Annotated in this window: 13 protein-coding genes; 10 read left to right on the forward strand and 3 right to left on the reverse strand. The window is 65.3% G+C overall.

Features of this window, described 5'->3' with window-relative positions; translation table 11 throughout:
- Positions 1-145: 145 nt before the first annotated feature.
- Positions 146-3049 (reverse strand): TonB-dependent receptor domain-containing protein, encoded by a 2904-nt coding sequence (locus NRS07_RS05995; RefSeq protein WP_259211801.1) that lies wholly within the window; start codon positions 3047-3049, stop codon positions 146-148.
- Positions 3050-3302: 253 nt separating this feature from the next.
- Positions 3303-6125 carry a bifunctional [glutamate--ammonia ligase]-adenylyl-L-tyrosine phosphorylase/[glutamate--ammonia-ligase] adenylyltransferase gene (glnE, locus tag NRS07_RS06000; RefSeq protein ID WP_259211803.1) on the reverse strand — a complete coding sequence of 941 codons (2823 nt, stop codon included), beginning with the start codon at positions 6123-6125 and terminating at the stop codon, positions 3303-3305.
- 175 nt (positions 6126-6300) lie between these two features.
- Between glnE and NRS07_RS06005 the strand changes: the two genes are divergently transcribed.
- The 4 genes from NRS07_RS06005 (at position 6301) to aroG (ending at position 14538) form a co-directional block, all read left to right on the forward strand.
- A complete protein-coding gene (locus NRS07_RS06005) occupies positions 6301-10500 on the forward strand; it encodes a YhdP family protein (RefSeq protein WP_259211806.1) in 4200 nt (1399 codons plus the stop codon).
- A 2-nt stretch (positions 10501-10502) separates the two neighbouring features.
- A complete protein-coding gene (locus tag NRS07_RS06010; RefSeq protein WP_259211808.1) occupies positions 10503-11300 on the forward strand; it encodes a carbon-nitrogen hydrolase family protein in 798 nt (265 codons plus the stop codon).
- A 419-nt stretch (positions 11301-11719) separates the two neighbouring features.
- Positions 11720-13180, forward strand: a complete 1461-nt coding sequence (gene tldD, locus NRS07_RS06015) for a metalloprotease TldD (protein WP_259211810.1) — start codon at positions 11720-11722, stop codon at positions 13178-13180.
- Positions 13181-13479: 299 nt separating this feature from the next.
- The gene (gene aroG / locus NRS07_RS06020; protein ID WP_259211812.1) at positions 13480-14538 is read left to right on the forward strand and encodes a 3-deoxy-7-phosphoheptulonate synthase AroG; all 1059 of its coding nucleotides are present in this window, start codon (positions 13480-13482) and stop codon (positions 14536-14538) included.
- A gap of 90 nt (positions 14539-14628) precedes the next feature.
- Here aroG and NRS07_RS06025 read toward each other — a convergent pair whose 3' ends face one another.
- Positions 14629-17496, reverse strand: a complete 2868-nt coding sequence (locus NRS07_RS06025) for a TonB-dependent receptor domain-containing protein (protein WP_259211813.1) — start codon at positions 17494-17496, stop codon at positions 14629-14631.
- A gap of 406 nt (positions 17497-17902) precedes the next feature.
- On the opposite strand from NRS07_RS06025, the gene NRS07_RS06030 reads away from it, so the two are divergent.
- From NRS07_RS06030 to rluB, 6 genes are all read left to right on the forward strand, one after another.
- Positions 17903-18841: an ABC transporter permease gene (locus tag NRS07_RS06030; RefSeq protein WP_259211814.1), complete on the forward strand. Its 939-nt coding sequence runs from the start codon at positions 17903-17905 to the stop codon at positions 18839-18841.
- Positions 18838-19848, forward strand: coding sequence for an ABC transporter permease (locus NRS07_RS06035; RefSeq protein WP_259211815.1), 1011 nt, complete (start codon positions 18838-18840; stop codon positions 19846-19848). The genes NRS07_RS06030 and NRS07_RS06035 overlap by 4 nt, the downstream gene beginning before the upstream one ends.
- Complete coding sequence (locus tag NRS07_RS06040; protein ID WP_259211817.1) at positions 19845-21539, forward strand: ABC transporter ATP-binding protein; 1695 nt, start codon at positions 19845-19847, stop codon at positions 21537-21539. Before NRS07_RS06035 ends, NRS07_RS06040 begins: the two co-directional genes overlap by 4 nt.
- Positions 21540-21699: 160 nt before the next feature.
- Positions 21700-22722 (forward strand): glucokinase, encoded by a 1023-nt coding sequence (locus NRS07_RS06045; RefSeq protein WP_259211819.1) that lies wholly within the window; start codon positions 21700-21702, stop codon positions 22720-22722.
- A 406-nt stretch (positions 22723-23128) separates the two neighbouring features.
- Positions 23129-23899 carry an SMC-Scp complex subunit ScpB gene (gene scpB / locus NRS07_RS06050; protein WP_259211820.1) on the forward strand — a complete coding sequence of 257 codons (771 nt, stop codon included), beginning with the start codon at positions 23129-23131 and terminating at the stop codon, positions 23897-23899.
- Positions 23886-25796, forward strand: coding sequence for a 23S rRNA pseudouridine(2605) synthase RluB (gene rluB / locus NRS07_RS06055; RefSeq protein WP_259213036.1), 1911 nt, complete (start codon positions 23886-23888; stop codon positions 25794-25796). Before scpB ends, rluB begins: the two co-directional genes overlap by 14 nt.
- The last annotated feature ends 286 nt before the right edge of the window (positions 25797-26082 follow it).

Here is a 26082-nt window from a genome sequence, read left to right on the forward strand (position 1 = left end):
GGCCTAAATGAGTTGCTTCTGTTGCTAAATTGTGTAATTACGAACAATTAACGCGTAACCCATTGACGAATGCATATACGTTTGTTCAAACGTAAAAACCCCGTCAGGCTTGCGCCAGACGGGGCTTTTGCGCAATTAAATTGCGTTAGAACGATTGATTGTAGCGAGCGTAGAAGAAACGATCGATCGGCAGGTCAGCATCGATGGTCGTGGCCGACGATGCGCCCAGCAGGGTGAAACGTGGTGCCTTGTCGAACACATTGTTCACGCCGACACGCAGGTTGCCGTTCCATGGGAACTTATAACCGACGCTGATATCGTGGTAAGTGAGCGACGGCAGGCGGTTCGCGCCGGCCGAAGTTGCACCGGCACGGACCACCGTCGGCGAATTGCATTCCCAGCCTTTAGGAATGTTCAGGCACTGGTCAAGCACCGGGCTCAGGTAACGCAGGCCCCAGGTGGCGCTCCAGTTGCCGAGCGACCAGTCGGTGGTGAAGTTCGACTTCCAGCGATGGAAATCGTATTCACCCGAGAAGTCGATCCACTTGGCCGTGGCCGAGCTCTTGGTCGAGTACTCGTCGAGGTAGGTGGTTTCGCTGCGGAAGCCGATCTGGCCGAACGAATAGCGCGGCAGGCGGTAGCGCATTTCCAGGTCGACGCCTTCGGTCTTGATCTGGCCCAGGTTGGCGTTGCCGCGCGAGAGCTGATTGATCGAGCCGGTGGCGGCGTCGCGGCGCACGCTCGAGCAGAAGTCGGCCAGGCCCTGGGTATAGCACTCGCCCAGGATGTAGTTGGCCGACACGCCGACGATGCGGTTGTTGATCTGGATGCTGTACCAGTCCAGCGCAGCCGAGAAGCTTGGCAGGAACGATGGGCTATACACCAGGCCCAGGGTACGGGTGACTGCGGTTTCCGGCTGCAGGAAGGCATTGCCTGCCGCTGCATTGAACGGGAACGCGGTTTGCGCGCCGCCGCTCGAGGTGATCGCAGCGCCGCTCGAGACGCGCTGGCGGAAGCCTGCCGGGGTGCCGCCGATGCCGCCAAAGCCACTGGAGCAGCGCGCCGCCACGGCCGGGGTGCGCGCCGCTTCGCCATAGACCGGGTCGCATGGATCCAGATAGGAGTCGAAGGATTGCTGGCCGCCGCCGAAGGTGTCGCCCACGGTCGGGGCGCGGAAGCCCTCGGCCCAGGTGCCGCGTGCCAGCAGGTCCTTGATCGGACGGTAAGTGAAGCTGAACTTGCTGTTGTTGGTCGAGCCGAAGTTGCTGTAGTCCGAGTAGCGGGTAGCCAGGTTGAAGCTGAGCGACTCGACGAACGGCAGGCCTTTCAGCACTGGAATGTTGAGCTCGGCATAAGCCTCGCGCACCGTGTAGCGGCCGGTGGTCGGATTGCCGGCCAGGTCGGTCGAGAAGCCGGAGCGCTCGAACTGGCCTGGCAAGTCTTCGCCTTCGACGGTGCGGTGTTCGACGCCGGCTGCAAAGCCAAGCGCGCCGGCTGGCAGGGTGAACAGCTCGCCGCCGATGTCGGCGGTGGCGCTGTCGACCTTGCTACCGAAGGTGTAGCCGCTGACCGAAGTGATGTACTTCAGCGTTTCCGGGGTCGATGCCGACGGTCCGCCCAGGATGTTGAACGGCAAGCAATCGGCCAGCGCGATCGGTGCTGTAGGGGTGCCGCACTGGACGACGCCCGATGCATTCCTGAACGATGGGCCCAGGGCTTTTTTCAGGTTCAGCAAGTTGGTATTGCCGGAGCCGGCAGTGTTGCCGGAAATCTTGCTGTGGTTGTAACCGGTGCTCCAGTTCCATGGCAAGCCACGCAGCTCAAAGTCGCCTTCGAGGGTCGCGTCGATGTGCAGGGTGCGGTTCTTGTTCTCGGTCACGCGCGGCACTTCGATGGTGCGGCGGAAGAAGAACAGGTCCTGGCCCTTGCCGGCGCCGGCCACGGAGTTGCCGTATGGATTGAAGAAACTGTCTTTATCGATGTACACCGGGAACTTGGACTGCGAGGTCGACGACAGGGGATAGCCGGCAACGGTCGAGACGCTCTTGCGCTCCGAGTACATGGCGGTGGTCACCAGGCGCATGTCGTACGGCAGTGCCACTTCGCCCTTCGTGAACAGCGTGTTGAGCTTGCTCGGCATCGAGAACACGACCTGGTTCGAGGCATTGAACAGGTCGGCAGGGATCGGGCTCAGGCCGATCACGTCGTGGTAGTTGGCAGGGTTGCGCGAATCCTGGCCGACGCCTGGCGCGTTCTGGTCGCCGGTGTGGTTCAGGAGCTTGTCGAAGCCGGTCGGGCCGCCGCTGGCGCTGACCTGGCGGATACGACCCCATGGGCCGCCGACGAGGTTTTCAAGCGGGAAATTCGGGCCGCGCGAGAACCGGGTGATTTCGCGGTCACGGGCCCAGACGGCGCCGGACTCGGTGTGCGACAGGCCGAACATCAGGTTGGCCTTGTCGTCACCGGCGCCGTAGCTCAGCGAGTAGTCGCGGTTCTTGCCGTCGGCGACGGATTCGTTGCGGCCGGCATACACGCTAACCTGGCCGCCCTGCATCGATTTTTTGAGGATGATGTTGACCACGCCGGCGATCGCGTCGGAACCGTAGATCGACGAGGCGCCATCTTTCAGGATGTCGATGCGCTCGATCATCGACGATGGAATGGTCGACATGTCGGTGAAGCCGGCGGTGGACTGGGTCCAGCGCTTGCCATTGACCAGCACCAGCAGGCGCTGGCTGCCGAGGTTGCGCAGGTTGACATACTGGCCGCCGTTTTCACGGTTCGAGGTCAGCGCGCCGCCCTTGCTGAACGACGGCGAGCCAGCCGAAGACAGGTTGTTGATAATGTCGCCCACCGTCACCAGACCGGTTTTCTGGATCTGTTCCTGGGTCATCACCTGGACCGGCTGCGCCGTTTCCAGGTCAACCTGGCGAATACGTGAGCCCGTCACTTCCACGCGCTGCAGCGGCGCCGTGGCTTCCTGTGCGACGGCGGCCATTGAGTGAACGGCAAAGGCGACTGCCAATGCGATCTTGGTACGTTGTTGCATGTGTTCTCCATCTCGCGCTTCCCGGGGTGGGGCGCGCTTGTTTTAGAAAGGGCCGAGCTGTGCGACCAGCACCTCGCGGGTAGCGTTGTTGATCTGGTACATACAGATATGTATCAGATCATTTGGAGTTGATATGTGTCAATGCGACGGCAGCGGTAATCTGTTCGAAAAACAACAATTAATAGAAGGAAATCTCTGACCTGCAAGTCAGCAAGGCTGGCAGGCCACGGCAAGGGCAAACAACTAGCATTGGTCAGTCGGGGGCAGGTGTCGTGAAGGGCGCGCCAGACGCGGCATCGGGCTGGTCGCCGAGGCAGGCATTCCAGAGGCGCAGCACGTTGTCCGGATGGCTGCCCAGCAGGCTGCGCTCGACCCGGGCCCGCTCCTTGCCCTGCAGGCGCACCTGGTGCTGCAGCCGGCGCATGGCGCGGTAGGCGTCGGCCACGGCGCGCCCCAGGTCTGGATCGATCAGGCCCAGTTCGCCGCACAGTCGCAGCAGGGCGATGTTGCCGGTGTTGATGGTCAATTGCGCGTAGGTGGCCGCATGGCGCAGTACCAGGTACTGGACGATGAATTCGATGTCGATCATGCCGCCCGGGTCGCCTTTCAGGTCGAACAGCGCGTCGCGGTTGACGCTGGCGTCGTGCATGCGCTTGCGCATGGCGCGCACTTCGTCCTTGAGCCTGGCTTCGTCGCCACTGCGGTCCTTGCGCAGCACGGCTTCGCGGATGGCCTCGAAACGTGCGCCGATGGCGGTGTCGCCAGCGCAAAAGCGCGCCCGCGTCAGGGCCTGGTGTTCCCAGATCCAGGCCGAGCCGGTCTGGTAGCGCTCGAAGGCGGCCAGCGAGGACACCAGCATGCCGCTGGCGCCGTCCGGTCGCAGCGCGGTGTCGATATCGAACAGGATGCCGGCCGCCGTGTGCGCCGTGTTCCAGGTAATGAAGCGCTGCGCCAGCCGGGCGTAGTTGGACGGCGCCATGTCGTCGTCGTCGTCGAACAGGAAGATCACGTCGAGGTCGGAGACATAGCCGAGTTCCTTGCCGCCGAGCTTGCCGTAGGCGATGACGGCAAAGCGCGGTTCTTCGCGGTGGCGGCTGGCCACGGTGCGCCAGGCGTGGCGCACCGTGGCGCCGACGATGGCATCGGCCAGCGCCGACAAATGGTCGGCCAGGCGCTCGACCGACAGCTCGCCGGCCAGGTCCAGCGCCAGCAGCCGGAACAGCTGCGCATGGTGGGCTTCGCGCAGGATGTCGAGCTGGCGTTCGGTATCGCCGGCCGCTTCGAGCAGCTGGGCGTCGAGGCCAGTGGCCAGCTGGGCGAGCTGGCCAGGATCACCCGCGCCCTCGTTGCGGTCGTCGAGCAGTTCGTCGAGCAGGATCGGGTGCCCGGTCAGGAAAGTCGCGGCCCAGCCGCTGGCATTGATCATCCGGATCACCCGTTCGAGGGTGTGCGGATATTCGGTCAGCAGCGACAGGTAGGCCGAGCGGCGCGCGATGGCCTCGAAGAAGTCGAGCAGGCGTCCGAGCGTCGCGGCATGGCTGCCAATGCCGGCATCGTGCACCACGGTGGCAATCTGGCCAAGCGCGGCGTCGGCCAGCGCCAGCAGGCGGGCGCGGCTGGCGTCGGGCAGGGCCGCCAGGCGCGGCCCCCGCAGCGTGGCGACCAGCCGGGCGGCGGCCGCGCCGGGGTCGTCGTAGCCGAGCTCGAGCAGGCGGGCAGCGATGGCGTCGCGGTTCTCTGGATCGTCGGCCAGCGAGGGCAGCACTGGGTCTGCGTTCTCGAGCTTGTCGGCGAAGATCGCGTCGAACTGGGCGGCGACATAGCTGCGCTGCGCGTCGAGACGATCGAGCAGGCTTGGGACGTCGGGCAGGCCCATCATGCGGGCGACGATGGCGCGGTCGTCGTCGCTGGCGGGCAGGGTATGGGTCTGGGCGTCGTCCAGGTATTGCAGGCGGTGTTCCAGGTTGCGCAAGAAATCATAGGCCTGGAGCAGGCGCTCGACGGCCTCGATCGGCAGCAGTTCGCGCTCGGCCAGCAGGCGCAGCGTGGCGCGGGTAGAGCGCTCGCGCAGCGCCGGGTCGCGCCCGCCGCGGATCAGCTGGAAGACCTGGGCCAGGAATTCGATCTCGCGGATGCCGCCGCGCCCGAGCTTGACGTTGTGGCTGCGTTCGGGATGCAGGCGTTCCTGGCGCTTGACCTCGGCGCGGATCTGGGCGTGCATGTTGCGGATCGCGTCGATCACCCCGAAATCGAGATAGCGCCGGAACACGAAAGGGCGGGCGATCGCGTCGAGCGCGGCGATGTCGTCACGCTCGCCGGTGACCGCGCGCGCCTTGACCCAGGCGTAGCGCTCCCATTCGCGGCCCTGAACAATCAGGTATTCCTCGACCATGTTGAGGCTGGCCGCGAGCGGCCCCGAATTTCCATTGGGGCGCAGCGCCATGTCGACGCGGAAAGTAAACCCATCTTCGATGACTTCCGACAGCGCGGCGATCAGTTTGCGCCCGAGGCGCACGAAGAATTCGTGATTGGACAGCTGGCGCTGGCCCGGGCCGGCCGCGGTATCGCCGTCTTCCGGGTAGACGAAAATCAGGTCGATGTCGGACGAAACATTCAGTTCGCCACCCCCGCCCTTGCCCATGGAAAGCACGATCAGGTGCTGGGGGCGGCCGGATTCTTCTCCGATTGGCATGCCATGGATGGCGGCGAGTTCGTCGGCCAGGGCCGCCACGTGGGTGCGAATGGCGAAGTCGGCAAAGCGGGTCATGGCCGTCACCACCTCGTCCAGGTCGGCCTGGCCTTGGAGGTCGCGTCGGATGATCGCGCAGATCAAGAGATTGCGCAGGCGCCGCATCGCGCGCGGCAGCGGCAGCCCGGTGCCGAGCTCGCGTGCCAGGGCCGCTTGAAGGTCTGCCTCGGCCAGCGATGATCCGGCGAAGCTGGCGAGCTGGGCAGGGCGGGCCGGATCGGCGCCGAGCCAGCGCTGCAAGAAGCGGGAGCGGGATGACGCCGGTTCGGGCGAATCGTCCGGCGACTGGGGCGCCGGCGTACCGGCTGCTGGCGAAGTTGGGAGCATGGTGTCCGATGCAATGAGGGTTGTGCCGTCCGGTTTTGCGGTCAGGCAGGCATCGTGCGGTAGAATTGCCCGCCGTGCTGCCCCGCTCAGCATGATGGTAAGGTAGTCGCCGCAACCCTTGCAAGCGATCTGTTATCAAAGAATTAATATACGGCGGTCTTTGTTGAGTACCTTGATGGACAATCCGGAACCGCAGGCGGTGCAAGGCCAGGACGGGCAGGCCCTGCCGCTCGGCGCGCGCTGGCGGCGCCTGGGCGCGGCCTATCGCTATGCGAACCGGGCGTCGCACCATGTCCTGGGTTTCACGGTCAAGCTGGTGCTGTTCATCTATTTTGCGTTGGCCGTGCTGTTCTTGGTGTTGCGCTACGCCGTCCTCCCCAACATCGATCTATATAAAGGCGACATCGAGGCCGCCGCCGGGCGCGCGCTCGGCAGCCGGGTCACGATCGCGCAATTGTCTGCATCCTGGCAGGGCATCCATCCGGCGCTGCACCTGGCGGACGTGCGCCTGATCGATCCGCACGGGCGCCAGGTGCTGGCGCTGCCCGACGTAGCCGCCACCCTGTCGTGGTGGAGCCTGGCCGCCTTCGAGCCACGCCTGCACACGCTCGAGGTAAGCCGTCCGCAGCTGGACGTGCGGCGCGGAGCGGACGGCGTGCTGACGGTGGCCGGCGTGCGGCTCGACCCGTCCCGGCGCGACGATGGCAGCGGCGCCGACTGGCTGCTGCGCCAGCGCGAAATCGTGATCCGGGAAGGCCGGGTCGACTGGACCGACGAATTGCGCGGCCGGCCGACCCTGGCGCTGGACGGGGTCACGATGGCGCTGCTGAACCGGTTTGGCGGTGGCCACCGGTTCGCGCTGCGCGCCACCCCGCCGCGCGCGCTGGGCGGCCAGCTTGACGTGCGCGCACGTTTTCGGCACCGGTTCGGCGAGCGCCCGTCGGATGTCGCGCGCTGGAAAGGCGAACTGTATGCCGACCTGCGCGACGCCGACCTGGCGGCCTGGAAACACCATGTAGAGATGCCTTTCGAGCTGGCCAGCGGCCGCGGCTCGGTGCGCGCCTGGCTCAATTTCGACCACGCCCGGGTGGCAGGGTTCACGGCCGACCTGGCGCTGGCCGACGTCAATGCCAGGCTCGGGACAGCGCTGGCGCCGCTCGAGCTGGCGCAGGTGCGCGGACGCCTCGCCGCGCGCGAAGACATGCTGCCTGGTACCGACCTGGGCAAACCCACATTTGGCGCACACGGCCATACCGTAAGCCTGACCGATTTTTCGGTGACGACCCGCGATGGGCGCCTGCTGCCGCCAGCGACGCTCGAACAGAGCTGGCGCCCGGCGCGGCCGGGCCGGGCCGAGCAGGGCGAACTGAAAGCCCGCCGTCTCGACATCGGCGCGCTGTCGGCGCTGGCGGGCTACCTGCCGCTGCCGCCGCAGCAGCGCCAGATGCTGGCCGATTACGCGCCGCGCGGGCGCGTGCTCGACCTGGCGGCCGAATGGGAAGGGCGCTATCCGGCGCTGCGTTCGTTCCGGGTGCGCGGCGAGGTGGCGGGGCTGGCGCTCGATGCGCGCCCGGCGCGGGCCGCCCAGCCAGCGCGCGCGGGCCAGCCGGCGCTGCCCGCCCGTCCGGCCACCCCCGGCTTCCAGAACCTGAGCGGCAGCATCGACGCCACCGAACGTGGCGGCAGCGTGAAGGTCGATGCGCAGGCAGCGGTGCTGCTGCTGCCGGCCTGGTTCGCCGAGCCGATGCTGCCGCTCGACCGGCTGGCGCTCAAGGCGCGCTGGACCCACGACGCGGGACGCCAGTTGCTGGTCGAGGTGGACAACCTGCAGTTTGCTCAGGGCGCCCTGAGCGGCCAGCTGGCGGGACGCCACGTGCTGCCGCTGGCCTCAGGGATCGGGGCCGGTTCCGGTCCCGGCGTGGCCGATTTTACCGGCAGGATCGACGGCCTTGCCCTTGGCGAGATTTGGCGCTTCCTGCCGCTGGCCACGCCCGGGGGCCTGCGCGACTGGCTGAGCGGGGCGCTGCAGGGCGGCATGCTGCGCGATGCTACGCTGCGCCTGCGCGGCGACCTGGCGCATTTCCCGTTCCGGGCCAGCATTGCATCGGAACGCGCGCGCGGCGAATTCCGCGTCGCCGGGCGCCTCGACGACGCGCGGCTCGACTATGTGCCGGGACAGCGCCGGTTCGACGGCAGCCCGTTGTGGCCACTTGCCGAAAACATCGATGGCCGCATCGAGTTCGACCGCGCGCGCATGGAGATTCGCGGCGACCGACTGCGCAGCATGGGTGTGACGCTGTCGAAGGTAAAGGCCGTCATCCCCGACCTTGGCGCGGGCGAACGCAAGATGCTGGAGATCGATGGCATGGCCGCCGGGACGCTGCAGGAATTCCTGAACTACGTGGCGGCCAGTCCGGTACCGGAATGGATCGGCCACTTCACCGATGACACCCGCGCCAGCGGCAACGCGCGCCTGAGCCTGAAGCTGCGCATGCCGCTCGCCCACCTTGCCGATACCAAGGTGACCGGCAGCCTGCAATTGCTGGGCAATGAGATCAGCCTGTTCCCGGAACTGCCGCCGCTGCAGGCGGCACTGGGGCGCATCGATTTCTGGGAGCATGGCGTCAACCTCAATGGCGTGAGCGCCAGTTTCCTGGGCGGGCCGCTGGCGCTGTCCGGCGGCACGCAAAAAGACGGCAGCATTGCGATCCGCCTCGGAGGCACCCTGTCGGCCGACGGCATGCGCCGCGCGGCGCCGGCACCGGCGCTGCAGCGCCTGGGGGCGCGCCTGTCGGGCAGCACGCCGTATGCCGGTGCGGTGACGGTGCGCGATGGCCGGCGCAGCGTCACGCTCGAATCGAGCCTGGCGGGCCTTGGCCTGGAATTGCCGGCCCCCCTTAACAAACCACAGGCCACTACCCTGCCGCTGCGCTTCACCCTGGTGGGTGAACCGACCGTGGACGGACTGGCACGCGACGAGATCCGGATCGCGCTGGGCCAGGAGGTGGCGGCGCGCTACCTGCGCGAGAAGCAGGGGCGCGGTCCGTGGCTGGTACGGCGCGGCGGCATCGGCGTCAAGGTGCCGGCCCCGCTGCCCGACAGCGGCACCGCGATCCATGTGGACATGCGCGCCCTGAACGTGGACGCATGGATCGCGGCCGGCAAGGAGATCGCCGGAGCCGGGGGCGCGCCTGGTAGCGCCGCGGCCCCGACGGGTGCCGGCGCCGAGGCTGCGCAATACGTACTGCCCGACCTGATCGCCGGCCGCGTTGCCGAACTGACGGTTGGCGAGCGGCGCCTGGCCGACGTGGTGCTGGGCGCGACGCGTCTGAAAGACACCTGGCAGGCCAGCCTGAACTCGCGCCAGGTCAGTGGCTACGTGACCTGGGCCGCATCCGGCAGCGGCCAGGGCCTGGGCAAGGTGACCGCGCGGCTGGCTTCGCTGGTGATTCCCGAGTCCAGCGAAGACGACGTGAAACACCTGCTCGAATCGAGCCAGGGCGCGACCGCCACCATCCCTTCGCTCGACATCGTGGCCGAGCATTTCCAGGTGTTCGACAAGCGCCTCGGCCGCCTTGAACTACAGGCCAGCAACGTGCAGGCGCTGGCCGGGCGCGAGTGGCGCATCAGCCGCCTTAATTTGCACAATCCCGAGGGCCAGCTCACGGCCAACGGGCGCTGGCTGACCAAGGACGGCAAGAGCAACACCAGCCTGAACTTCAAGCTCGACATCGACGACGCCGGCAAGCTGCTCGACCGCCTCGGCTTTCCCGAGACGCTACGCCGCGGCACGGGCAAGATGTCCGGTGATATCTCGTGGAGCGGGCTGCCGTATGCGCTGGACATCCCGAGTCTGTCGGGGCAGATCGAGATGAATGTCGAATCGGGCCAATTCCTGAAACAGGACCCGGGCGCGGCCAAGCTGCTGGGCGTACTGAGCCTGCAGGCGCTGCCACGCCTGCTCAAGCTCGACTTCCATGACGTGTTCTCGCAAGGCCTGGCCTTCGACGGCATCAGCGCCAATGCGCTGATCCAGCGCGGCGTGCTGCGTACCGATAATCTGAAGATGCACGGTGTGGCGGCGACCATCCTGATGGACGGTAGCGCCGACATCGCGAACGAAACCACCAATTTGCGCGTGGTCGTGATCCCCGAGTTCAACCTCGGCACCGGGCCGCTGGTGTACGGACTGGCGGTTAACCCGGTCATTGGCCTGGGCAGCTTCCTGGCGCAGCTGTTCCTGCGCGCGCCGGTAATGAAGGCGCTGACCTACCAGATGAATATTTCGGGACCATGGAAATCCCCGACCGTGGTCAAGCTCGATCACCCGCAGCCGGCGCCCGCCGCCGCGCGCGTCAACGCACGAAAGGAATGAATATGGTCACCGTTGCCGCGGTACAGATGGTATCGACCCCCAATGTGAACGAGAACCTGGCCACCGCGCGCCGGCTGGTGGCGCAGGCCGTGGACCAGGGCGCGTCATTCGTGGTGCTGCCGGAATACTGGCCGATCATGGGCATGAGCGACAGCGACAAGGTGGCCCACGCCGAGCAGCATGGCAGGGGGCCGATCCAGGACTGCATGGCCGGCCTGGCGCGCGACCATGGTATCTGGCTGGTCGGCGGCACGCTGCCGTTGGTGTCGCCCGATGCCGGTAAAGTGCTCAACACCACGCTTGTTTACAACCCGCAGGGCGAGACCGCCAGCCGCTACGACAAGATCCACCTGTTCGGCTTCAACAAGGGCAGCGAATCCTACGACGAGGCGCGCACCATCGTGCCGGGCGAGTCAGTGGGCAGCTTCGACGCCCCATTCGGCCGTGTCGGCCTGTCGGTCTGCTACGACCTGCGCTTTCCCGAGCTGTACCGCGCCATGGGCGAATGCGCCCTGATCGTGGTGCCGGCCGCATTCACCCACACCACCGGCCTGGCGCACTGGGAAGTGCTACTGCGCGCCCGCGCGATCGAAAACCAGTGCTACGTGCTGGCCTCGGCGCAGGGCGGCACGCACACCAACGGCCGCCGCACCTTCGGCCACAGCATGCTGGTTGACCCTTGGGGCGAGGTCAAGGCGGTGCTGCGCGAAGGCGAGGGCGTCGTCAAGGGCGAGCTCGATGCGACCTTCCTGGCAAGCGTACGTGAAAGCCTGCCAGCCCTCAAACACCGCAAGCTCTAACCGCAGCTCCGCCAGCCAGCCGCAAAAAGCCCCGCAATTAGGGCGCAATTAGGGTCAGAGTTGAATTATTCACCAAGAGCCTGCTATCAACTACCCTCGGTCAATGTTTCTTCGCTACCTGCAATTGATTCTCAGATCTTGGTAAACAATTCGACTCTGACCCTCATTAAACCCTTATTAAAAGGCATGGGCTGCCCGCGCCGGCAATGAGGGTCAGAGTCGAATTATTTTTCAACTGATTTGAGTTAGTTGGCGACGAGACAGATTTCAAGCTTCTGGTATAGAGAGCAGAAGATCTTGGCAAATAATTTAACTCTGACCCTCATTGGTTTTGCATGGCAGGTCGGGAACGGGCTGCGTCGGGTACGTCGCGGCGGGATATGGCACAATGGCTTCTCCCTACGAACACCGAACACAAAATGAAACCATTCGAACCGAACCTTTCCTCCCTGGCGGTTGCGCGCGATGTGCTGCTGACGCCATTCGGCCTCGACGAGGGCAAGCTGCTCAGTGCGTTGGGGTCGATGTTTACGCACAAGGTCGACTATGCCGACCTGTATTTCCAGTTCACCAAGAGCGAGGGCTGGAGCCTGGAAGAAGGCATCGTCAAGACCGGCAGCTTCTCGATCGACCAGGGCGTCGGCGTGCGCGCCGTGTCGGGTGATCGCACTGCCTTTTCGTATTCCGACGATATTTCGGAAGCGGCGCTGCTCGATGCTGCAGCGGCAACCCGTACGATTGCGCGCGCCGGGTCCGGCAAGATCAAGATCGCCACGGCGGCGCGCCCGACCGGCGGCCGCTCGCTTTACCTGCCGCACGATCCGCTCGCTTCGCTCGACGCCACCGAAAAAGTACGCTTGCTCGAGCGCGTCGAGAAAATGGCGCGTGCCAAGGATCCGCGCGTGGTGCAGGTGATGGCCGGCCTGGCCGGCGAGTACGACGTGGTGCTGGTGGTGCGTAGCGACGGTGTGCTGGCGGCCGATATCCGTCCGCTGGTGCGCGTCTCGGTCACCGTGATCGCCGAACACAACGGCCGGCGCGAAGTCGGTTCGGCCGGCGGCGGCGGGCGTTACGACTACGGCTATTTCAGCGACGAACTGCTCGACCAGTATGCGACCGAAGCGGTCAAATCGGCCTGCGTCAACCTGGACGCGCGTCCGGCACCGGCCGGTCCGATGACCATCGTGCTCGGACCGGGCTGGCCCGGGGTGCTGCTGCACGAGGCGGTGGGCCACGGCCTCGAGGGCGACTTCAACCGCAAGGGTTCGTCGGCCTACGCCGGCCGCATCGGCGAACGTGTCGCCGCCAAGGGCGTCACCGTGGTCGACGACGGCACCTTGCAGGATCGCCGCGGTTCGCTCAACATGGACGACGAAGGCAACCCGACCCAGTGCACCACGCTGATCGAGGACGGCATCCTGAAAGGCTATATCCAGGACACGATGAACGCGCGCCTGATGAAGATGCCGGTCACCGGCAATGCGCGCCGCGAATCGTTCGCCCACCTGCCGATGCCGCGCATGACCAATACCTATATGCTTGCTGGCGACAAGGATCCGGAAGAAATCCTGGCTTCGGTGAAAAACGGCCTGTATGCGGTCAATTTCGGCGGCGGGCAGGTTGACATCACCAATGGCAAATTCGTGTTCTCGGCCAGCGAAGCCTACATGATCGAAAATGGCAAGATCACCTACCCGGTCAAGGGTGCGACCCTGATCGGCAATGGTCCTGAGGTGATGAACAATATTTCGATGATCGGCAACGACATGCGCCTGGATTCGGGTGTGGGCGTGTGTGGCAAGGAAGGCCAGAGCGTGCCGGTCGGCGTCGGGCAGCCGACACTGCGCATCGATGGCGTGACGGTGGGTGGCACGGGCTGAGATGCGCTTGCCCGCAAGGGCAAGACGCTCGGGCAGCGGCGGAGAAGTCGCTTGCCAAGCTCGATGCTATATTGTTATAGTCAAACAAGACACGGCCGACCGGCCAAGATGGAATTGCATGCGCCAGCACGTTTTCTTTACCTGCTATTTTTATGTTGGCCATTCCAGCCCCTTGGCGGTGGAGTAGCGGCAGGTTCACGCGACAGCAGAACAGTCCGATGCAATCCAGACAAACCGCCAGCGATGGCGGTTTTTTGTTTTCAGTTTCCAGTTTTCAGACATATCACACGGAGTACAGCATGCCCCGCACCGACGACCTACGCATCCGCGAAATGAAGGAACTGACGCCGCCCTCGCACCTGATCCGCGAGTTTCCGGTCACGCCGGCGGCCGAGCAGACCGCGGCCAGCGCGCGCGTGGCGCTGCACCGCATCCTGCACGGCCAGGACGACCGCGTGATGGTGGTGGTCGGTCCCTGTTCGATCCACGACCACCAGGCCGCGCTCGAGTATGCGCGGCTGCTGGCGCCGCTGCGCCAGCGCCTGGCTGGCGAGCTCGAGATCGTGATGCGGGTGTATTTCGAGAAGCCGCGCACCACGGTGGGCTGGAAGGGCATGATCAACGACCCGTACATGGACAACAGCTTCCGCATCAACGACGGTTTGCGCATGGCGCGCGAGCTGCTGCGCGGCATCAACGAGCTGGGCCTGCCCGCCGGCACCGAATTTCTCGACGTGATCAGCCCGCAGTACATCGCCGACCTGATCAGCTGGGGCGCGATCGGCGCCCGCACCACCGAATCCCAGGTGCACCGCGAGCTGGCCTCGGGGCTGTCCTGTCCGGTCGGCTTCAAGAACGGCACGGACGGCAACATCAAGATCGCGGCCGACGCCATCAAGGCGGCCTCGCAGCCACACCATTTCTTGTCTGTTACCAAAGGAGGGCATTCGGCAATCGTCTCAACCGCCGGCAACGAAGACTGCCATATTATTTTGCGCGGCGGCAAGGCGCCCAACTATGACGCGGCCAGTGTCGAGCAAGCCTGCGTGCAGTTGGCCGCCAACGGCCTGGCCAGTCGCCTGATGATCGACGCTTCGCACGCCAACAGCAGCAAGGACCCGCAAAACCAGGTACCGGTGTGCGCCGACATCGCGGCCCAGATCGCGCAAGGCGACGACCGCATCGTTGGGGTGATGATCGAATCGCACCTGGTGGCGGGGCGCCAGGACCTGGTGCCGGGCAGGGAGCTGGTGTACGGCCAGTCGGTGACCGATGGCTGCATCGACTGGCAGACCACGATCGGCGTGCTCGACGGCCTGGCGGCGGCGGTCGTGCAGCGGCGCCTGCGGCGCGAATAAAGAGGCGGCTGATACACGGTTTTTTCCGGCCCATGAAAAAACGGCGCATCCGGTAGTCCCGGATGCGCCGTTGTCATGTGACTGGCCGGTTTAGAACTTGGCGGTCAGGTTCAGGAAGATATGACGGCCCAGGGCGTCATACACCTGCGGGTAGGTATTGCCGTTGCCGAAGGTGGCGGCAGTCACGCCCGACAGCGGCGGATCGCGGTCCAGCGCATTGTTGATACCAGCGCGCAGGGTCAGGTTCTTGGTAGCCGTCCACTGGCCGACGAAGTCGATGTAGTCACGAGCGCTGAGCTTGGCATCGACGGTCTTGAAGCTGCCCTTGAGCAGATCGTTGTCGCTGGTCGCATCGAGCTTGACTTCGTTGACATGGCGCCAGGTCACGCCCAGCTCCAGGCCCTGCCATGGGGTGCCCCACACGGCGCGTACCTTGTGACGCCACTTTGGCAGTGGAATGCCGCAGTTGGCGCCATGCAGGCCGGCGCAGTCGTACTGGCCCGAACCGGGGAAGTCTTCCTGCTTGAACTCATCCAGGTAGGTGCCGATCAGCGACAGGTCCAGGCTGCCCCAGCCGCCCATCTTGTAGCCGTAGTTCGCGCCCAGGTCGATGCCGCGGGTCGAACGCATGCCCAGGTTCTGGTTGGTGGCGATGATGTTCGCTTCGTTCAGGGCCCACAGGGTGCCCAGGCGGTCACGGGTGACCAGCGAGCAGAAGTCCGCAGCGCCAGTCTGGAGGCACTGGGTCAGGGTGGTGGCCGCAGGCGAGCCATCGATCACACCGGTGACCTTCATGTCGAAGGCGTCGATCGTCAGGCTCAGGTTGCGCATCGGGGTCAGGACCAGGCCCAGCGTGTACGAATCCGATTCTTCCGGTGCCAGGTTGGTGTTGCCGCCGGTGATCTGGTTGTACTGCTGCGCCGGGCTATCCTCGATCCGGCCATACTGGGCCGCGGTCACGCCGGTGCGGGCGCACTGGGCCAGGCTTGCCGTCGGCGTAGCGCCGGCACATGGATCGCCCGACATGCTGTACAGGCTCAGGCCCTGAGGGGTGAACAGTTCGACCACGTTGGCCGCGCGCGCCGCGCGCTGGTAGCTGAAGCGCACCTTGGCTGCCTGCACCGGGGCCCACTCTGCGCCCAGACCATACGAGCTGGTGTTCTGGCCGGTCGAGTAGTCCGACTTGCGGTACGACGCGGTCAGGGTCAAGGCGTCGGCAAACGGCATTTTTTCCAGCACCGGCACGCGTGCTTCGGCGTAGTAGTCGCGCACGCTGAACTGGCCGGCTACGCCCAGGGTCGGGCCGCCCTGGCCTGCCAGGTCGCCGGTTTCGAAGGCGGTGTCGGTCTGGAGGTCGAGCTTTTCAGTGCGATGTTCCCAGCCGAAGGCGATGCCGATCCCGTCCTTGCTGGTCGGCAGCTTGATGCCGTATTCGCCGAGATCGGTCGACAGGTTGATGCCCTGCACCGACTGCGAGGTGCTGCCCTTCTGGAAGCCAGGGGTCTGCAGGTACTTCAGGGCTTCTGGCGATACTTTGCCCAGCGACCAGATGTTGTACGGGACGCAGTTCGGATCGCTGCCGGTGACGACGCTGCGGCATACCGGTTGGCCATTGGCGCCGGTGACCACATCGAGTGCACGGCCGGTGCGCTGGATCGAGAAATCGTTCTGGTAGGTTTCCGAGTACAGCACCTTGCCCATCTGGGCGAAGACGTCGTAGTTCCAGTTGCCGACATCGCCCTTGACGCCAACGACGCCGCGGTACGAGGTGTGGCGCTGGTCGTCGCGGCGGCCGCCGCCTTCGACGTTGCGACGGAAGATCAGCGTGTCGGCCGTGTCGCCCGGCGCGTTCAGGCCGAGGTCGCGGCGCCAGGCCGGCGACAGGAGCGGGTTTTCAAAGCGAATGGCATTGGCGCCCGAGGCGTCAAAGCCGAACAGGCCCGATGGTGCGATCTGCGCCACGGTGCTGTCGTCGTGGAAGCTCGCTTCGGTGTACAGGCGCATCTGGTCGCTGATGTCGAAGCGGCTGAAGTTACTGAAGGTATAGCGCTCCGACGGGCGGCGGAAATAGTTCAGAGGACCGAAGTTGTACTGGTCGGTGGCGGCCACATACGGGCGGGTGTTGCCACTGGCATCAGCCACGGTGCGCTGGCCGGCAGCGGTGAAGAAGCGGCCCGGGAAGCTGGTGCCGGAACCGCCGCAATTGAAGCGTTCGTTCGAGCTGAAGCCGCCCAACGAGCAGGCCGAGAAATCGCGCTCCGACTGCAGCAGCGCGTCTTCTTTCTTGTAGCCGAAGAAGGCGACCGAATTGCCGCGGCCTTCAGCGAAGTTGCCGCCCAACAGCAGGGTCGCGTCCTTGACCTTGCCGTCGGCGCCCTTGTCGTCCGGCAGCGGGAAATTGCGGCGCTTCGACGCCTCGGCAGCCATGCCGCCGTTTTGCTGGTGGTTGTAGAACCCGTAGTTGGCTTCCAGTTGCACGCCCTGGAAACTGTCGTTCATGATGAAGTTGACGACACCTGCGACCGCGTCCGAGCCGTAAATGGCCGAGGCGCCGCCGGTGAGCACTTCGACGCGCTTGATCAGCGAAGCCGGGATCTGGTTCAGGTCGGCTGCGGTATTGCGCGGCGAACCGGCTGGCAGGCGGCGGCCATTGACCAGCACCAGGGTGCGGTCGGAGCCGAAGTTGCGCAGGTTGACGGTGGCGGTGCCCGACGAGCCGTTCGAGATCGAACCGCCCTGATCGGCAAACACCTGTGGCAGGTTGTTAAGCAGGTTCTCGACCGAGCGCGTGCCTTCGAGCTTGATGTCCTTGGCGCCGACCACGGTGACCGGGCTGATGCTTTCCAGGTTGGCGGTGGCGATGCGCGAACCGGTCACCTCCACCCGTTGCAGGGTCTGGCCCGCTGCTGCGGGGGCTTGCTGCGCGTCTTGCGCATACGCAGTCGCGGCAAATGCCATGCCGCCTGCAAACATCAATCGAACCGAGCGAGATATAACTGTTTCCACCATCATGTCGAAAATTCCCAGGTAAGCTCCGCGGCTCTTGTTTTGACGACGTCCGCAGAGATGCATCGATCACTTTGCCGTGCGAAATACAAAAACGGCATCTTTTACTACTCAGCAATAAAAACATTCCGTACATACGATGTCAACCAGAATGTTTTTTCAGGATAAAAAAACAACTGCTGTTGAAAATCATGTACAAGTCGGCGGTTTGGAGTTATGGCATGGACACGAAAAGGAATGGAGGGCAGTTGGCCGATCCCCTTCCGCTGCCTGTCAAGCCGGCGCCATATGCGCTATCGTTACGCCTTTGCGCCCGAGACCGCTGCGCCGCTCTCCACGACCTGTTTCCGGACATCCTATGCTGAGTTTTATCCTGCGGCGCTTGTGGCAGATGCTGCCCACGATGGCGGGCGTCGTGCTGCTGGTGTTCTTGCTGTTCAACTGGGTCGGCGGCGACCCGGCCTACCTGCTGGCCGGGAAAATGGCCGACAGCGCTGCCATCGAGAACATCCGGCGCCAGCTCGGCACCGACCAGCCTTATGCGGTCCAGCTGTGGATCTTCATCCAGCAGATCCTGACCTTCGACTTCGGCAATGCCTGGAGTACCGGCGAACCGGTCTCGGACATCATCGCCAGCCGCCTGGGACCGTCGCTCACGGTGCTGGTACCGCTGACCATCCTGGAAACCGTGCTCGGCATCGCGCTGGCGCTGGCGATCGCCTTCGTGCGCGGTTCGCTCACGGACCGCGCCATCATGGTGGCCTGCACGGTCGGGATGTCGGTCTCGATCCTGGTCTACATCATCGTGTTCCAGTATGTGCTGGCCTATCAGCTGGGGATGTTCCCGGTGCAGGGCTGGGGCGATAGCCTGGGCGAAAACCTGCTGCGCTACGCGATGCTGCCGATCATCATCGGCCTGGTGGTGTCAATCGCCCCGACCCTGCGCCTGTACCGCAGCTTCGTGCTCGACGAAGCAGGGCAAGACTACGTGCGCACCGCGCGCGCCAAGGGATTGAGCGAGCGGCGCATCGTCTGGGTCCATGTGCTGCGCAATGCGGCGATCCCGATCATTACCCATGTCATGGCCAACCTGCCGGCGCTGCTGATCGGCGCCTTCCTGCTCGAGCGTTTCTTTGGCATTCCCGGCATCGGGCGCGAAGTGATCCTGGCCGTCGAACGCAGCGACTTTCCGGTGATCAAGGCAATCACGGTGTACGTGGCAGCGGCCACGATGGTGTTCAACCTGCTGGCCGACCTGTTGTACCAGGTGGTCGACCCCCGGGTTCGACTCACATGACGACGCACCCGATCTCTCCGGGACTGTGGGCGCTGGCCTGGCGGCGCCTGCGCGCCGACCGCGTCGCGATGGCCGCGCTGGCGGTGGTGGCTGCCTTTCTGCTGATGCTGGTGCTCTCCAGCCTGGGCCTGGTCGCGGGCGACTGGGAAGACGAAGTGGCCGTCAACTACGCGCCGCCCACGTTCCTGGGCGTCGATGCCGACACCCGCGCGCTGGCCGCCGCCCAGCTGCCGCGCGCTACCCCGCCCAATGCCTTCGATCCGCTGGCGGCGGAGCTGGCCGAACTCAAGGCCCAGGTCGGTGCCAGCGATGCGCCGCGCATCAAGGCACTGACGCTGCCCTTCGGAGCCGATAAATGGGGCCATGACGTGCTCAAGAAAACCATCAAGGGCGGCGAGACATCGATCGTGGTCGGGCTGGTGGCGGCGCTGGTGGCGGTGGCGCTGGGCACGCTGTTCGGCGCGCTGTCGGGCTTTTACGGTGGGGTCGTGGACGACCTGTTCAACTGGTTCTACAGCATCTTCACATCGATTCCGTCGATCCTGATGATCCTGACCGTGGCCGCGGTGTTGCAGCAAAAAGGCGTCATGACGATCGTGCTGATCCTCGGCCTGACCGGCTGGACCGGGCCCTACCGCCTGATGCGCGCCGAATACATCAAGCACAAGGCGCGCGAATACGTGATGGCGGCCGACGCCATCGGGGCCTCGGCCTGGCGCCGCATGTTCAGCCACATTCTGCCGAATGTCTCGCACGTGGCGCTGGTGCAGATGTCGATCCTGGTGGTCGGCTTCATTAAGGCCGAAGTGATCTTGTCCTTCCTTGGGTTTGGGGTGCCGGTTGGCACCGTATCGTGGGGGAGCATGCTCAACGAGGCGCAGAACGAACTCATACTCGGCAAGTGGTGGCAACTGGCGGCGGCGGCGGGCGCGATGGCGCTGCTGATGACGGCCTTTTCGCTGCTGACCGACGCCCTGCGCGATGCACTGGACCCCAAACTGAAATGACTGCCACCGATTCCAGCATGTTGCTGCAGGTGCGCAACCTGCGCATCTCGTTTCGCCTTGATCAGCAGCGCAGCGTCGAAGCGGTCAAGGGCATCTCGTTCGACCTGCCGAGCAACAGCACGGTGGCGCTGGTGGGCGAATCCGGTAGCGGCAAGTCGGTCAGTTCGCTCGCCTTGATGGGCTTGCTGCCGGCGGAGACCACCATCATCGATCCGGCGTCGAGCGCGCGCTTCGACGGCCGCGAGCTGTTGGGGATGCCGCTCGCGCAGCGGCGCGCGCTGTGCGGCAAGGAGATCGCCATGATCTTCCAGGAGCCAATGTCTTCGCTCAATCCGGTGTTCACGGTCGGCTTCCAGATTGGCGAGGTGCTGCGCCAGCACATGGGCATGAGCGCCAGGCAGGCGCGCGCGCGCACCCTGGCATTGCTGGCCGAAGTCGGGATTCCCGACCCGGCGGCCAAGATCGACGCCTACCCCGGCCAGATGTCGGGCGGCCAGCAGCAGCGCGTAATGATCGCAATGGCGATCGCCTGCGAGCCGAAACTGCTGATCGCCGACGAGCCGACCACCGCGCTCGACGTCACCATCCAGAAAACCATATTGGCGTTGATCGCCGGCCTCCAGAAAAAGCACCGGATGTCGGTCCTGTTCATTACCCACGACCTCGCCCTGGTGGCAGAGATCGCCGACCGCGTGATCGTGATGCGCCATGGCGAAGTGCGGGAAGAGGGGCTTGCCGCCCAGGTGTTCGGCGCACCGCGCGATGCCTACACGCGCGCGCTGCTGCACTGCCGCCCGAAGCTTGACGAGCGGCCCGAGCGCTTGCCGGTCATCGACGATGATTCTGGCCAGGGCGAGCAGGCCGGACTGGTCCTGCCGCAGCGCACCCGCGGCAGCGCGCCGGGCGACCAGCCGCTGCTGGTGGTGCGCAAGCTGGCCAAGAGTTTTTACTCGCGCGACGGGTTCTTTAGACAGCGCGAGTTCCAGGCGGTCAAGGATGTGTCGTTCACGCTGGCGCGCGGCAAGACCCTGGGCGTGGTGGGCGAATCCGGCTCGGGCAAGACCACCGTCGGCCTGACCCTGCTGCGCCTGCACCGCGCCACCGGCGGCAGCGCGCTGTTCGAGGGTAAAGACCTGCTGGCCATGTCCGACCGCGAGTTCCAGAGCTACAAGCGGCGTATCCAGATCATTTTTCAGAATCCGTATGCGTCGCTCAATCCGCGCTTTACGGTGGGACAGATCTTGCTCGAGCCGATGCGCATCCACCGGATTGGCGCCTGCGACAGCGAGCGCAGCGCCATGGCCCAGCAATTACTGGAGCGGGTCGGCCTGCCGGCGGGAGCCTTGCAGCGCTACCCGCACGAGTTTTCCGGCGGCCAGCGCCAGCGCATCGCGATCGCGCGCTGCCTGACCATGAAGCCGGACATCCTGGTCTGCGACGAATCGGTGTCGGCGCTGGATGTCTCGGTGCAGGCCCAGGTGCTCAATCTGCTGCAAGACCTGCAGGACGAATACGGCATGAGTTACCTGTTCATTTCGCATGACCTGTCGGTGGTGAAGTACATCGCCGACCAGGTCATGGTGATGCACCAGGGCAGCGTGGTCGAAACGGCCGATTCGGACGAACTGTACCGCAATCCCCAGCACCCCTATACACGGGCATTACTGGCGGCGATACCGCGCGGCCTGTAGCGAAGATGGGGTGCGTAGGTAGTTCGACTACTTGAGCGCTTGGCTAGCCGCCCGTGTCAATTCCCGAGGCATCGCCGACTATGTACCTAAACTACAGAAATAACTTGTAATAGCATTACAAAGTTTAGTAAGCTTGGTCATCGCCTTTTGATTTATTGCAATGACCGATTTCTCTTCCCACCTTGCCTCAACAACGCCTGCCCATGCGGGCGGCGTGCGCCTGCTCGCCGATATCGGCGGCACCAACGCCCGTTTCGCGCTGGAGCCTGCGCCGGGCCGCTTCGCGGCGATCGAGGTGCTGTCCTGCAATGACCATGCTACGCTCGGTGATGCGCTACGCGCCTACCTGGCGCTGCCGCAGGTGGCGGCCCTGCATGGGGGCATCGGCCACGCGGCCATTGCCATTGCCAACCCGGTGGTGGGTGACCAGGTGCGCATGACCAACCACCATTGGGCGTTTTCGATCGAGGCGCTGCGCCAGGAGTGCGGTCTCGACACGCTGCTGGTGGTGAACGATTTTTCCGCGCTGGCGCGCTCGCTGCCACATCTGGACGGGCAAAAGCTGCAGGTCGGCGGCGGCGCCCCGGTCGCCGATGCGCCGCTCGGCCTGCTCGGCGCCGGTACCGGCCTGGGTGTCTCGGGACTGATTCCGCTCGCGGCCCACTGGACGGCGCTGCGCAGCGAAGGAGGGCATGTGAGCTTCTCGCCAGTGAACGAGCGCGAAGTCGCCATCTTGCAATTTGCCTGGCGCGAGTTCGAGCATGTCTCGAGCGAGCGGCTGCTATCGGGCGCGGGCGTGGAATTGATCTACCGCGCGCTGTGCGACCAGGCCGGCCGCGCGGTCGAGAGCCTGGCTGCGCCGGAGATCTCGCGCCGCGCCCTGGCCGGAGAGTGCACGCTCTGCGACGAAGTGCTGGAAACCTTCTGCGGCATGCTCGGTACCGCCGCCGGCAACCTGGCCATTACCCTTGGCGCCCAGGGCGGCGTGTATATCGGCGGCGGCATCGTGCCGCGCCTGGGCGAGCGCTTCCTGGCCTCGTCGTTCCGCCGCCGCTTCGAGCAGCGCGGCCGCTTCAGCAGCTATATGGCGGCCATTCCAACCTATGTGATCACCGCCGACTATCCGGCGTTTCTTGGTGTGTCGTCGATTTTGTCGGAAAAACTGTCGGCTTCGAGCAAATAAGACCTGCCTGCCACGGCGCCTTGCCGGGGGCTTGTCCACGCGCTGGATTTATCGGGTACAATGACCGCCAATTGTCGGATACGTTGTAGTTCACTCGCCCAGTTTGCTCGTATCGCGGGCCCGGAAGCCTTGCCTTCCCGCTCTGCTCCAGTAATGTGCGAGTGCGGTTCCGTCCGAAAGACCAACAGCGATCGGTCCGCCTGGCACGCGGGCAGCCGTGGTGGGCAGCGAGCCTGCCACTTTGATCAGCCCGGCGCATCCGAGCCCGGGCCCCGGATTCCAGTTTTTTTTGCGCAGTAGCTTAGCACCGCGGCCGGTCGGCATTGCGGCTGGCATCCGGATTTGCACCCCGGATTGGCGCCCATTTTTTGAATTCTTGCATCCCGAAGCGTGACGATACCGCGACATGAACACTGACGAGGCCAAGCGGGTCCTCGAGACCGCCCTGCTGTGTGCGCGCGAGCCCATGACACTGCACGGCATGAAAAAACTGTTCGCAGAAGTCGATGCGGGCGGTCGCCAGCTCAATGCCGGCGTCGGAACCGACACGATCAAGATTTTGCTGGAAGAACTGCGCCAGGACTGGCAGGGGCGCGGCATCGAAATCGTCAGCCTGGCATCCGGCTGGCGTTTCCAGAGCCGGCCCGAAATGAAGCCTTATCTCGAGCGCCTCGCGCCCGAGAAGCCGCCGAAGTATTCGCGCGCCACGCTGGAAACACTGGCGATCATTGCCTACCGCCAGCCGGTCACGCGCGGCGACATCGAGGAAATCCGCGGTGTCGCGGTCAATTCGCAGACGGTCAAGATGCTGGAAGACCGTGGCTGGATCGATGTGCTCGGCTACCGCGAGGTGGTGGGGCGCCCCGCGTTGCTGGGCACCACCAAGCAGTTCCTGGATGACCTGGGCCTGGCTTCGCTGTCGCAATTGCCGCCGCTGCAGGCGGTTGCGGATGGACCGGATAGCCGTAGCCTGGAAGCGCTGGAAGCGGCGCTGAACGACAATTTTGACAAGGCGCCAGCGCGAGCGGACGCCGACCAAGCACTTACCGAGACAGACACGGAGACCGGCGCGCCGATAGAGGCGGCGCCTGTCGAAGTCCCGAATTTTGACCGCGAGACGGCGGCAGCCGCTGGGCCAGGTCAGCACAATAAAGAGTCGAATGATGAATCCAACTGAACCGAACCAAGTCATCCCTGCCGACGGCGCTGACGCCGCCGCCAAGCCGAAACGCGCCCGCAAGCCGGCTGCCGCAACACTCGATGCTGCGGCAGGCGCGCCGGAAGCGGCCGTCAAGCCCAAGCGCACCCGCAAGGCCGCCGTTGCCGACGGCGCCGCCGCCGCGGGCGATGCAGCCGATGCGGCCGCGCCCAAGCCGGCAACCAAGCCGCCCAGGGCGCGTGCCGCCCGGGCCGCCAAGGCCGAGGCCCAGCCTGTAGTCGATGCGCCTGCGGCGCCTTCGGCCTCCAGCCCGGAGGGCGATGCGGTCCAGGGCGCCGAGCAGCGCAAGCCACGCGGTCCGCGCCAGATGCGCGCCAAGCGCCAGGAGCGCGAAGCGCGCCAGATGGACCAGGCGCCGGTAACTGAAGCAGGCGCGGTGGCGGACGCTGATGCCAGCGCCGGCGCGCCGGCCGAGGGCGAGGGGGCGCCAGTTGGCGGGCAGCGCGAAGGGCGCGGCCGCAACGGCCAGAAACCGGGCCAGCGCGAGGGCCAGCGCGGCCAGCAGGGCCAGCAGGCGGCCGGTCGCCAGGGCAAGCCACAAGGCAAGGCTCAAGGTCGCCCGCAGGGCAGGGGCGGCAAGCCGGCCAACGAAGCCGATGCCGTGTTCTCGTTCGTCACGTCGGACGATTTCGATTCGAGCGAAGGGGGCCGCGGTAACGCGCCTGCCAAGGCGGTGCGGCGCGACCTGACTTCGGATGACGATGCGCCGAAGCTGCACAAGGTCCTGGCCGAGGCCGGCCTGGGCTCGCGCCGCGACATGGAAGACCTGATCGTTGCCGGCCGCGTGTCGGTGAACGGCGAGCCGGCCCACATCGGCCAGCGCATCTTGCCGACCGATGCCGTGCGCATCAACGGCAAGCAGATCCATCGCCGCGTCAATACCAGCAAGCCGCCGCGCGTGCTGGTGTATCACAAGCCGGCCGGCGAGATTGTCAGCCATGACGATCCGGAAGGCCGTCCATCGGTGTTCGATCGCCTGCCGACCATGAAGGCCGGCAAGTGGCTGGCCGTGGGCCGCCTCGACTTCAATACCGAAGGCCTGCTGTTGTTTACGACCTCGGGCGACCTTGCCAACCGGCTGATGCACCCGCGCTATAACATCGACCGCGAATACGCGGTGCGCACCTTGGGCGAACTCGAAGAAGGCATGCGCCAGAAGCTCCTGAGCGGCGTCGAGCTCGACGACGGTATGGCCTCGTTCTCGAAGGTCCAGGACGGCGGCGGCGAAGGCATCAACAAGTGGTACCGGGTGGTGATCGGCGAAGGCCGCAACCGCGAAGTGCGGCGCATGTTCGAGGCGGTCGGCCTGACCGTGTCGCGCCTGATCCGTACCCGCTACGGCGCCATGACCCTGCCGACTGCCCTCAAGCGCGGCCGCTGGGAAGAACTGGAAGAAAACGATGTGCGCTCGCTGATGACCGCGTTCGGCGTCGAGAAGAAGGGTGCTGCTGCCGAGCAGGGCAAGGGCCGTGGCGGCAAGCCGCAGGCCGGCGCCCGTGGTGACGATGCGCGCCGCAGCGACGGTAACCGGATCGACCGGGTCGACGCCAACCGCAACGTCGATCCGTATGGCCCACAGGCCGCGCGCGTGGGCAGCGCTCGTGCGCAGGGTCCGCAAGGCGGCATGCCGGGCGGCCGTACGCAAGGCGGCAAGGGTGGTCCCAAGGCGGGCGGACAGGGTAGCGCCAAGCCGGGCAGCTTTGGTGCTGCCCAGCAGCGTCCAAGCGGCCGTCCGAAGCAGCCCGATCCGCTGCAGACCACGTTCGGCTTCGCCGGCACGGGCGGCGGCCGGCGCGGCGGCCAGGGTCCGCGCGGTTCCGAGCACGGCTTGCCGCGCCGCGGCCGTCGCGGCTGACGCGGCTGACGCGGCAAAGGCGCCCGTTCGCCATGAAAATGGCAGTGCTGCGCGGGCGCGCCGAATCGCAATGCCGTAGAATGCCACGCAAGCCCAGTTATGGTCACCCTGCCAACTGTTGTTTGTAAGTCATTTTGCGGTGGGGCGATTGCGAGACAAGCAGTAAGACTGTATAATCTGCAGCCTAATCGAAGTTCTTCCCATTATTTGAGTGGTGCAAGTGCTTTCATCTGGTTGGGTTGCAGTACAAAAAGATGGGCAGATGCCCATTTTTTTTTTGGTAAAT

This window comes from Massilia sp. H6, from assembly GCF_024802625.1.
In the GTDB taxonomy this organism is placed as follows: Bacteria; Pseudomonadota; Gammaproteobacteria; order Burkholderiales; family Burkholderiaceae_D; genus Telluria.

Excerpts from the sequence above, each read along its gene's own strand:
- NRS07_RS05995 (WP_259211801.1), bottom strand. The coding sequence starts at position 3,049 with ATGCAACAACGTACCAAGATCGCATTGGCAGTCGCCTTTGCCGTTCAC.
- glnE (WP_259211803.1), bottom strand. The coding sequence starts at position 6,125 with ATGCTCCCAACTTCGCCAGCAGCCGGTACGCCGGCGCCCCAGTCGCCG.
- NRS07_RS06005 (WP_259211806.1), top strand. The coding sequence starts at position 6,301 with ATGGACAATCCGGAACCGCAGGCGGTGCAAGGCCAGGACGGGCAGGCC.
- NRS07_RS06010 (WP_259211808.1), top strand. The coding sequence starts at position 10,503 with ATGGTCACCGTTGCCGCGGTACAGATGGTATCGACCCCCAATGTGAAC.
- tldD (WP_259211810.1), top strand. The coding sequence starts at position 11,720 with ATGAAACCATTCGAACCGAACCTTTCCTCCCTGGCGGTTGCGCGCGAT.
- aroG (WP_259211812.1), top strand. The coding sequence starts at position 13,480 with ATGCCCCGCACCGACGACCTACGCATCCGCGAAATGAAGGAACTGACG.
- NRS07_RS06025 (WP_259211813.1), bottom strand. The coding sequence starts at position 17,496 with ATGGCATTTGCCGCGACTGCGTATGCGCAAGACGCGCAGCAAGCCCCC.
- NRS07_RS06030 (WP_259211814.1), top strand. The coding sequence starts at position 17,903 with ATGCTGAGTTTTATCCTGCGGCGCTTGTGGCAGATGCTGCCCACGATG.
- NRS07_RS06035 (WP_259211815.1), top strand. The coding sequence starts at position 18,838 with ATGACGACGCACCCGATCTCTCCGGGACTGTGGGCGCTGGCCTGGCGG.
- NRS07_RS06040 (WP_259211817.1), top strand. The coding sequence starts at position 19,845 with ATGACTGCCACCGATTCCAGCATGTTGCTGCAGGTGCGCAACCTGCGC.
- NRS07_RS06045 (WP_259211819.1), top strand. The coding sequence starts at position 21,700 with ATGACCGATTTCTCTTCCCACCTTGCCTCAACAACGCCTGCCCATGCG.
- scpB (WP_259211820.1), top strand. The coding sequence starts at position 23,129 with ATGAACACTGACGAGGCCAAGCGGGTCCTCGAGACCGCCCTGCTGTGT.
- rluB (WP_259213036.1), top strand. The coding sequence starts at position 23,886 with ATGAATCCAACTGAACCGAACCAAGTCATCCCTGCCGACGGCGCTGAC.